The following is a 9458-nucleotide window of genomic DNA, read 5'->3' as shown; positions in this document are numbered from 1 at the left end:
CGGCGCTTGAGCTCTTCTGCCGGCATCTTGTCACTTACTTGGATCTGTCTCATCTGTACCTCCAGTGAACTGAAACTGGAGATACAATAACCTATATTTGGAATTATGCAAGCGAAATGGTATGAGGTAAGCGGAGATGATTTCCAAAATGGATGGACAGAAGAACGGGGTTTCACTCGGGGAAGGGCATCACAGCTGGACTCCAGCCTAACCGTCGCCAAGTTGCCTTCAGTAAACCCCCCGCCTGATTCCCGCCTAAAATGCGGGGATATGGCGGGAGGCGTGCAAGAGGCGTACCGACAGGGGCATGGGGCGAAGGCAATTGGCAAGTTTGAGGGATCCGCGCGGATATTTTCCTTGACTGATTTGGGCGGTGTCAAGAAAATACCCCCGTCTGTCGCATTGCCGACGGCGATGTTGCAGACACGCGGTGATTTGCCCTTTGCTCCGTTTCCAATGTGCTAAAGTGCGGATAATTATCCATCCGGCTTTAGTGGCCGGTTTTTTTATCCGGACAAATCAAGGGCAGAAACGATAGATAAACATTACAGGAGAATAAAATGACAGCACTGCACGCAAACCATTCCTGCGACCAAAATGAGTATGTGTTTACCTCCGAATCGGTTTCGGAAGGCCATCCGGACAAGGTCTGCGACCAGATCTCGGACGCCATCCTGGACGCCTGGCTGAGCTTGGACCCCAATTCCCGGGTGGCCTGTGAAACGCTGGCCACCAAAGACAGGATCGTGGTTTCCGGAGAGGTTTCCTCGCCCACCGGTGTCAAGGTGGAGGTGGAACCTATTATCCGCCAGGTGATCGGCGATATCGGATACACCAGGCCCGAGCTGGGTTTTGACCACCACTGCGCGATCGAAGACCTTCTGCACGCCCAGACCACAGAGCTGGAAACCAACGAAGGCGCTGGTGACCAGGGCCTGATGTTCGGCTATGCCTGCAACCAAACCAAACACCTGATGCCGGTGCCGATCGCCATGGCCCATCTGCTGATGGAGAACCTGGCCAAGGCGCGCAAACAGGGCCTGATCCCGGACATTCTGCCCGATGCCAAATCCCAGGTGAGCATGCGCTATTGCGGCCGCAAACCGATGGCGCTGGATACGGTGGTGATCTCTACCCATCATCTGCCCAAGAACGAAACCGAATTCGCCCGGATGAAGGAACAGATCAACGAGATCGTAATCCGTCCCACCATCGACGAGATGGAAAGCGATTCCTGCGCCACTTTCAGCGCGGAGAACTACTCTGTGAAGATCAATCCCCGCGGCATGTGGGAAGCGGGCGGACCGGCAGCGGACACAGGGCTCACGGGACGCAAGATCATCGTGGACACCTACGGCGGGTGGGCCCAGCACGGCGGCGGGGCTTTTTCCGGCAAAGACGCCACCAAGGTGGACCGCAGCGCGGCCTACATGGCCCGGCACATCGCCAAAAGCGTGGTTCATTCCGGCCTGGCCGATGAATGCCTGCTGCAGTTCAGCTTCGTGATCGGCGAATCCGAGCCGGTCTCACTGATGGTGGACACCTTTGGCAGCGGCAGCATGAAAGACGGTGAACTGGAAAAACTCATCCGCGCCAGTTTTCCCTTGACAGTAAAGGGAATCATCGAATACCTAGACTTACGCAGGCCGATCTATCTGCCCACGGCCTCCTACGGTCATTTTGGCCGGCTTGACGCGAGCTTCAGCTGGGAAGGAGCGAAAGCTCTCAAGTAGCCTGTCCGGCAAGCTTTGAGAACTCGCTCCGGGTTTTTGGGACAGGTGTTCCCGTTCCAGGAACAGCTTGGCAGTAACGCACAAAAAATATAAATGGAGACCGGATGAGTTTCAACAAACTGGCAAAACCACATAAACCCCTGCTGCGCTGGGAAAAGATACAACTGCTGATCTTCGATTGTGACGGCGTGCTCACCGATGGACGCATCATTTACGACAGCGCCGGCAACGAAAGCAAGAACTTCGACGCCCATGACGGCATGGGTTTCATGCTGCTGCGGCAGACAGACGTCAAAACGGCTGTGATCACCGGCCGGAACTCCCCTGTGCTCCAGCGCCGCTGCGACGACCTGAAGATCGACTACGTGTTCCAGGGCATCCAGAATAAACTGGCCAAGGCCGGCGAACTGCTGCAGGAGCTGGGTTTGGGCTTCGATAGTGTGCTGTTCATGGGCGACGACTGGAACGATCTGCCGATCATGTTCAAAGCCGCGGTCTCGGTCTGTCCGGCGGACGCCATGGAGGGGGTGAAAGCGCTGAGCGACCTGGTAACCAAACATCCCGGCGGCCGCGGGGCCGTGCGGGAGTGCATCGAACTGGTGCTCACCGGCAAGGGGATCCATGAGCAGGCTTTGCTCAAGTATCTTGCTCAGATCAGTTGAATTTCTGATGCTGCTGGCACTGCCGCTGTTCTTTGGCTGCGGGGAAAGCGACCTGGTGCTGCGCACGGAATCACTAAAGCGCGGCCTGCCGGATGAAACCAGCACCAACGTGACCATCACGGAGTTTGACAAGGAAGGCGTGGCCTATATCCTGAAAGCCGCCAGGATCGACCGCTATTACGAACGCCGTATCCTGAACGCTTATCAGGTGGATATCACCGCTTATGACAGGGTGAAGGGCGGATCGTCATCCCTGCAGGCCGACAGCACCATCGTGGATGACGCCCGCAACGTTGTCTACGCTCACGGCAACGTTAAACTGAGGGGCAAGGAAGGCAATGTTTCCACCGCCCGCCTGATCTGGGACCGCAACATGGACGAGGTGCTTGCTCCGGGGCAGGTGACCCTGGTGCAGGACGGCAACATTCTGCGCGGCACCAATTTGCGCACCAATCTCAGCATTTATCCCACCGAAATGGACAATATCTCCGCCGAGGGCTTCTTTGAAGAAGATTATCTGGATTGGTAGCCTGCTGCTGGCTTTGCTCCCTCTCTGGGGCCAGGGCCGGGAAAAGATCCGCGTGATCCATTCGGACAAGCTGTATCTGAGCAAGGTGCAGGACGAACAGGTGATGCGGCTGGAGGGCAAGGTGCATTTCTGGTATGGAAAAACGGAGTTCAAAAGCGACCGGGCGCTGATCTTCGATCTGCAGAAGATCGCCCGCTTGGACGGCAATGTGAAGGTGAACAACGATTCCCTGAGCGTGGCCGCGGACAGCCTCACCTATTACCGCATCCCGGATGAACTGAACGCCGGAGGCAAGGTGCTGATCGAGCAAAAGACAAAGGGCAGGGTCACACGCTGGTTCCGTTCCGACAAAGCCATCTACAGCAAGTTTCACGACACCGTGACCGTTTGGAGCAACGTGAGTTTTTTCGACCAGGCGGAAAACGCATCCCTCACCTGCGGATACGCTTTTTGGGACCGCAAGAACCGCTACGCCTACATGATCGAAGAACCCCGCATGGAGGTGGCCGGCAAGGACACCCTCAGTGTGCGGGCGGACAAATTTGAATATTTCGAGGCGGAGCGCAAGCTGATGGCTACCTTCAACGTTCTGGCGCTCAGCCAGGATTACGAGGCCAACAGCGATTTCCTGGTCTATTTGCTCAAGGAGGAAAAGGCCATGTTTCTGGGCGAGCCGCAATTCCGCTCGGCCAGCGCCAGCGCCACCGCCAAAGAGTTTTACCTCTTTTTCCAGGAGCGGGAACTCCAGCGGGCCGAGCTGGTGGAAGGCTGCCGCTTGGATTTCGCGGAAAAGGAGGACGGACCGAAGAAAAACTGGGTGACGGCAAACTATGTCCGCATCGATTTTGAGGATAAACAGATCCGCCGCTTTGAAGCCGAAAAAACGGTGAGTTACCGCTTTGACCAGGAGCAGACAGAGGAGCGCGACTTTTTTGTGAATACCGCCAACGGCGAGTTTATGGAAGCTAAGTTCAACGAGGAAAATGAGCTGGACTTCATGATCATGCGCGAAAGGATCAAAGGCGTCTACAAATTCCACAACGAGTCTTGACAAAGCCCGCTTTCGGGGTATAATAACAGTATATGGAAGCGCACAAAATTCAGGCCAAAAACCTGGTTAAAATATACGGCAGACGCAAAGTGGTCGACGATCTGAGCATGGAAATGAACCAAGGCGAGGTCGTGGGCATTCTGGGACCCAACGGAGCCGGCAAAACCACCACTTTTTACATGATCCTCGGTTTGGCCAAGCCAAACAGGGGCAAGGTGCTACTGGACGGGCGTGACATCACCCACCAGCCGATGTACCGCCGGGCCAGGCTGGGTCTGGGGTATCTGGCCCAAGCACCTTCCATTTTCGCCAAACTCTCCGTGCGCGACAACATCATGGCCATCCTCCAAACCCTGAAGCTCAGCCGCCAGGAACGCAAAGAGCGCCTGGAAAGCGCGCTCGAGGAACTAAACCTCACTTCCCTGGCCAAACAGAAGGCTTACACCCTCTCCGGCGGCGAGCGCCGCAAGCTGGAGATCACCCGCTCTTTGGTGACCAAGCCCACCTTCATATTCATGGACGAACCTTTCGCCGGCGTGGATCCCATCGCCGTGGCAGACATTCAGGACATCATCAACAAACTGCGGGAAAAGAACATCGGCGTCATGCTCACCGACCACAACGTAATTGAAACTTTGAAAATCGTCAACCGAGCTTATATTATCTTCGAAGGAAAGATCATAGTGTCAGGTTCTTCACTGGAGCTGATAAATGATGAGCAAGCCAAGAAACTATACCTGGGAGAACGCTTCCTGTCCAATCCGTTCGAGCCGCAATCATGAGCATCCTTAGCCAGAACATATCCCTCAAGCAAAGGCAGGAACTGGCACTCAAGCCCAAGATGCTGCAATCCTTGAAGATGCTGTCCCTGCCCATCCTGGAGCTGGAGGACTACATCAAGCAGGAACTGGAGCAGAATCCCCTGCTGGAACTCAGGGAGGAAAAGGACGAGGATGAGCAGGACAATCTGGAAACTCCACCGCAGGAGAGCAAGGAATCCCTGGACGATCCCCGTAGCAGCGAGGAAGTTGGCCAAACCCTGAACGAGGCCCGGGAACTCACGGAGATCCTTGATCAGTGGAACGACTATCATCTTAGCTACGAAGGCTGGCACAGCGAGGCCGAGGCCGATCAGGGCGAATCTCTCATCCGCTATGAAGAAGACGCCCGGGAGAAATTTCTACAGCAACTCTATCCGCTGTCCCTGCCGGAAAACGAAGTCGAATTCGCTTCCGAGCTGATCGACAGCTGCGACAGCTACGGGTTTTTGCCGCCCCATTTCGATCTGGCCAAAGTGGCCCGGGCTTTCGGGATCAGCCCCAATCGCGCGGAACAGGTGCACCAGATCATCCTCCAGCTCAGTCCCAAAGGCATCACCGCGCGCAACATCGGCGAATGCCTGCTGGCCCAGCTCACGGAAGAGCAGCGCGACAACCGCATCCTGGTTGGGCTCTGCACCGACCAGTTTGAAAACCTCATCCACCGCCGCTATCAAAAGATCGCCTCCCACTTCGGGGTGGGGGAGGACCACATCCTGGCCATGAAAGAGATCGTGGCCAAGCTCGATCCCAAGCCCGGCCTGCGCATCCTGGCCCCCAACGCCGCCTACGTTTACCCGGACATCACCATCAAGCAGATCGACGGCAAATTCGAAGTGATCATCAATGACCACATCACCCCCAACATCATCATCAGCCCCCGCTACCGCCAGATGATCAACCGCGGCCATTTCGACCGCGACACCCTCAAATTCGTGCGCGACCGCATCAACAGCGCCAAATTCCTCATTAAAAGCATCTACATGCGCACCCGCACCCTCCAGCGCGTGGCCCAGTCAATCATCAAATTCCAGCCAGATTTCTTCCAGCTGGGTACCGGACTCATCCATCCCCTCACCTATGCCGTGATCGCCCGCGACCTTTCTGTTAGCGAATCCACCATCTCCCGCGTGGTGAAGCATAAATTTGCCGAAACCCCCTCCGGCATCTACGCCCTGAAGGATTTCTTCAGCAGCACCGCCGGCATGGACAACAACTATGAGGGCATCTCACGGCAGCACGTAAAGGCCCAGATCAGCCACCTGATCGAGAACGAGAGTAAGAAGCATCCCTTCTCCGACCAGGACATTGTGGAACTGCTGCGCGCCGAGGGACTGAACATTTCGCGCCGGATCGTGGCCAAATACCGTTCTGAGCTGGGGATTCTGAACAGCCGCCTGCGCCGGCAATGAAGGAGGAAAATTTGCCCGAACACAAAGTTTTGATCATTGGAGGCGGCCCCGGAGGCTATGAAACCGCGATCCGCCTCAACCAATACGGCATCGACTGCGCGGTGCTTGAAATGGAGCGCCTCGGCGGCGTTTGCCTGAACTGGGGCTGCATTCCCACCAAGGCCCTGGTGAAAAGCTCCGAGCTCTTCACAGAGATAAAGAACGCGGCGGAGTACGGCTTGCCGCCGGTGGACCCCGAACTCGATTACGCCAGGGTTTTTGCCCGCAAGAACGCTGTTGTGGAACAGTTGGTGAGCGGTGTGGAGCACCTGTTTCGCAAACGCGCCATTCCAGTACTCCGGGAAAAGGCGATCAGTGTTTCTGCCCTGGACAAGGGTTATGAGGTGCACACGGAAGCCGGAACGTCCATCAGGGCTGAATATCTGGTGCTCGCCACCGGCTCGGTGCCCAAGGAACTTCCCGGCGTGAAGATCGATGAAGTGAACGTGCTGTCCTCCACCGGCATCCTGGCTTTGGAAACACTGCCCCAAAGTCTGGCCATCGTCGGCGGCGGGGTCATCGGCTGCGAGTTTGCCTCCATCATGAACAGCTTTGGTGTGCAAACCACCATCATCGAATTTCTGCCCCGCATCCTAGCCCTGGAGGACGAGGAAATAGGAAAACGCCTCACTTTGGCCCTCAAAAAATCCGGGATCAAGATCGTCACCGGAGTGGGCGTGGAAAATGTGCTGCAAACCGCAACGGGCAACGAACTCACCCTGTCCGACGGCTCCAAAATGACTGTGGATAAAGTTTTGCTCAGCGTGGGCCGTGTACCCCGCTGTGATCTGGATTGGCAAAGTGGCGCGCCGAAAACGGAGCGGGGCGCCGTCACCATCGACACTTTCATGCGCAGCAGCCTGCCCGGGGTTTACGCCATCGGCGATCTCACCGCGAAACTGCCTCTGGCTCACACCGCCAGTAAACAGGGAATGACCGTCGCCGCCCACATCCGCGCTCTCAGCGAAGGCCGCGAATGCACCGCCCCCGCTTTGAATTACGCGAACATCCCGCGCTGCACTTTCACCCATCCGGAACTCGCCTCCGTGGGCTACACCGAGGCCGAGGCCCGGGAAAAATTCGGTGCTGTCAAGGTGGGAAAACTTCCTTACAGCGCCAACGGCAAAGCCCTGGCCATGAGCGGCACTTACGGCCTGGTGAAAACCATCGCCCGCGAGGATGATGACAGCCTGGTGGGCATGCACATCCTGGGTCTGAACGCCGCCGAACTCATCGCCCAGGGGGCTTTGCTGCTCTCGCTGGGCGCGAAGGCCGACGTCGCGGAAAAGGTCACCTTTGCCCATCCCACCCTGTCCGAAACCATCAAGGAATCCCTCGAGGACTTGCACAACCTCGCCATAAACAAAATTTAGAAGGAGGAATCACACATGCAGATCACGATCACAGCCCGTCATTTCGAACTCACGAAGGCGATCAGGGACTACGTGGAATCATCGTGTTTGAAGATCAAAAGATACTTCGACCATATCATCACCGTCCACGTCACCCTGTCTCTGGAGAACAGCCGCAACATCTGCGAGATCTCACTCCAGGCCTCGAAATTCGGCCTGCAGAGCCAGGCGGAGGAGATGGACATGTATCTTTCCATCGACAACGCCCTGGACAAGATGGAAGCTCAGATCAAGAAGCTGAAAGACCGTGTGACCGACCATCAGAAGAGGGCCCTCAAAGACCAGTTCCCAGAGTTTTCCCGCGAAACCGATTTCCTGGTGAGCCCCGGGAACAGGGTCCACAAAACCGTCAAAACCAAACGTGCCGTGGCTGAAAACCTCACCATCGAGGAAGCCATGGAAAAGATAGACAACCAGAAAGATGAATTCCTCATCTTCAAAAACGTGGAAACAGACAGGCTGAACGTCCTGGTGAAACGGGACGAGCAGAATTATAAACTCTTTGAACCGTAAGCAATGGCCCCGGACCGCCGGCAGCGCGATCTGCCGGTGGTCCTATCGGGCTGGGGACCGCCTATGAAATCCATCACCATCCGCGAGTTTTTTGACCACAAGAAGAAGGACCTCGCCCTTTCGCTGATCACCGAGCCCCAAACCCTGAACAAAAAACTCAGCTCGCCCCACATCAACCGCCCTGGACTCGCTTTGGCCGGTTATTTGGATGTCTTTTCCGCTGAGTGTATTCAGGTCTTCGGTGAGGTGGAAGTGCGCTATCTGCAAAGCCTGAAAGAAGATATGATGCTCGAGCGCGCCCGCTCCATCTTCAAGCTGGACATCCCCTGCATCATCGTCACCAAGGGCCTCACTTTTCCCCCCGCGCTGGAATATCTGGCCAACGATCTGCAGATCCCCATCCTTTCCAGCCGCCTTTCCACCATCCAGCTCATCCAGCAGCTCACCCGCCATCTGCAATACACCTTTGCCATGGAAAAAACCGTCCACGCCACTCTGATCGACGTTTTTGGCCTGGGCATCCTGCTTTCCGGCAAAAGCGGCATCGGCAAAAGCGAATGCGCTCTGGACCTTATCCACCGCGGGCACAGCCTCGTGGGCGACGACATGATCACCATCCGCTATCTGGACGAACAGCTGGTGGGAAGGTCCGCCCGCGATTTCGGCCACTTCATGGAGATCCGCGGCGTGGGCTTCATCAATGTGGAGCGCATGTTCGGCATCGAAAGGGTGCGCAAACAGAAGAACATCGACCTCCAGATCGAGCTGATGCCCTGGGCGGACAACATGGATTATGAGCGAGTGGGCCTCACCACCAACTTCGCCGACCACCTCGGCGTGAAGGTTCCCATCATCTATCTGCCCGTGTCTCCGGGTAAAAACGTCTCCGTGATCGTGGAAGTGGCGGCCATGAACATGATCCTCAAAGGTGTGGGTTACGATGCCGCCGAGGATTTCAACCGCCAGGTGCACGACGAGATCCGCAAGCAACCCCTTGTGAAACCAAGCATTTCCAGCCTCCATGCGCCAGACAAGGATTAAGGTCACAAATCCCCTCGGACTGCACGCCCGGCCCTCCACCCTGATCGTGCGCGCGGCCACCAAATACCGCAGCGAGTTTTACATCGAAAAAGACAGCATGCGGGTGAACGGTAAAAGCATCATGGGCGTGATGATGCTGGCCGCGGAATGCGGCTCCATGCTCAATCTGATCGCCGACGGGGTGGACGAGGAATACCTTTTGGAAGAGATCGAAGCACTCATCAACGGCGGCTTTGGAGAGGCCTGAA

The 9458-nt window shown here is 56.4% G+C and carries 10 protein-coding genes; all 10 read left to right on the top strand.

Annotated elements, in window-relative coordinates; all coding sequences use genetic code 11:
• The first annotated feature begins 560 nt into the window (after window positions 1-560).
• The 10 genes from metK (at window position 561) to LHW45_06865 (ending at window position 9457) form a co-directional block, all read left to right on the top strand.
• On the top strand, window positions 561-1733 hold the full coding sequence (metK, locus tag LHW45_06910; GenBank protein MCB5285305.1) for a methionine adenosyltransferase: 1173 nt from the start codon (window positions 561-563) through the stop codon (window positions 1731-1733).
• 104 nt (window positions 1734-1837) lie between these two features.
• Window positions 1838-2395 carry an HAD hydrolase family protein gene (locus tag LHW45_06905; protein ID MCB5285304.1) on the top strand — a complete coding sequence of 186 codons (558 nt, stop codon included), beginning with the start codon at window positions 1838-1840 and terminating at the stop codon, window positions 2393-2395.
• Window positions 2396-2402: 7 nt separating this feature from the next.
• Entirely contained in the window at window positions 2403-2924 is a 522-nt protein-coding gene (gene lptC, locus LHW45_06900; protein MCB5285303.1) for an LPS export ABC transporter periplasmic protein LptC, read from the top strand.
• Window positions 2899-3975 carry a hypothetical protein gene (locus LHW45_06895; protein MCB5285302.1) on the top strand — a complete coding sequence of 359 codons (1077 nt, stop codon included), beginning with the start codon at window positions 2899-2901 and terminating at the stop codon, window positions 3973-3975. The genes lptC and LHW45_06895 overlap by 26 nt, the downstream gene beginning before the upstream one ends.
• Before the next feature lie 32 nt (window positions 3976-4007).
• Window positions 4008-4757, top strand: a complete 750-nt coding sequence (lptB, locus tag LHW45_06890; protein MCB5285301.1) for an LPS export ABC transporter ATP-binding protein — start codon at window positions 4008-4010, stop codon at window positions 4755-4757.
• A complete protein-coding gene (rpoN, locus tag LHW45_06885; GenBank protein ID MCB5285300.1) occupies window positions 4754-6205 on the top strand; it encodes an RNA polymerase factor sigma-54 in 1452 nt (483 codons plus the stop codon). Before lptB ends, rpoN begins: the two co-directional genes overlap by 4 nt.
• 11 nt (window positions 6206-6216) lie before the next feature.
• Window positions 6217-7617, top strand: a complete 1401-nt coding sequence (gene lpdA / locus LHW45_06880) for a dihydrolipoyl dehydrogenase (protein ID MCB5285299.1) — start codon at window positions 6217-6219, stop codon at window positions 7615-7617.
• Between the two features lie 15 nt (window positions 7618-7632).
• Complete coding sequence (gene raiA, locus LHW45_06875; protein ID MCB5285298.1) at window positions 7633-8169, top strand: ribosome-associated translation inhibitor RaiA; 537 nt, start codon at window positions 7633-7635, stop codon at window positions 8167-8169.
• 63 nt (window positions 8170-8232) lie between these two features.
• The gene (gene hprK / locus LHW45_06870; GenBank protein MCB5285297.1) at window positions 8233-9210 is read left to right on the top strand and encodes an HPr(Ser) kinase/phosphatase; all 978 of its coding nucleotides are present in this window, start codon (window positions 8233-8235) and stop codon (window positions 9208-9210) included.
• Entirely contained in the window at window positions 9191-9457 is a 267-nt protein-coding gene (locus tag LHW45_06865; protein MCB5285296.1) for an HPr family phosphocarrier protein, read from the top strand. Before hprK ends, LHW45_06865 begins: the two co-directional genes overlap by 20 nt.
• Window position 9458 lies beyond the last annotated feature (1 nt).

It is taken from the genome of Candidatus Cloacimonadota bacterium, assembly GCA_020532085.1.
Taxonomy (GTDB): Bacteria; Cloacimonadota; Cloacimonadia; order Cloacimonadales; family Cloacimonadaceae; genus Syntrophosphaera.
This window is presented reverse-complemented; position numbering and strand designations above follow the sequence as displayed.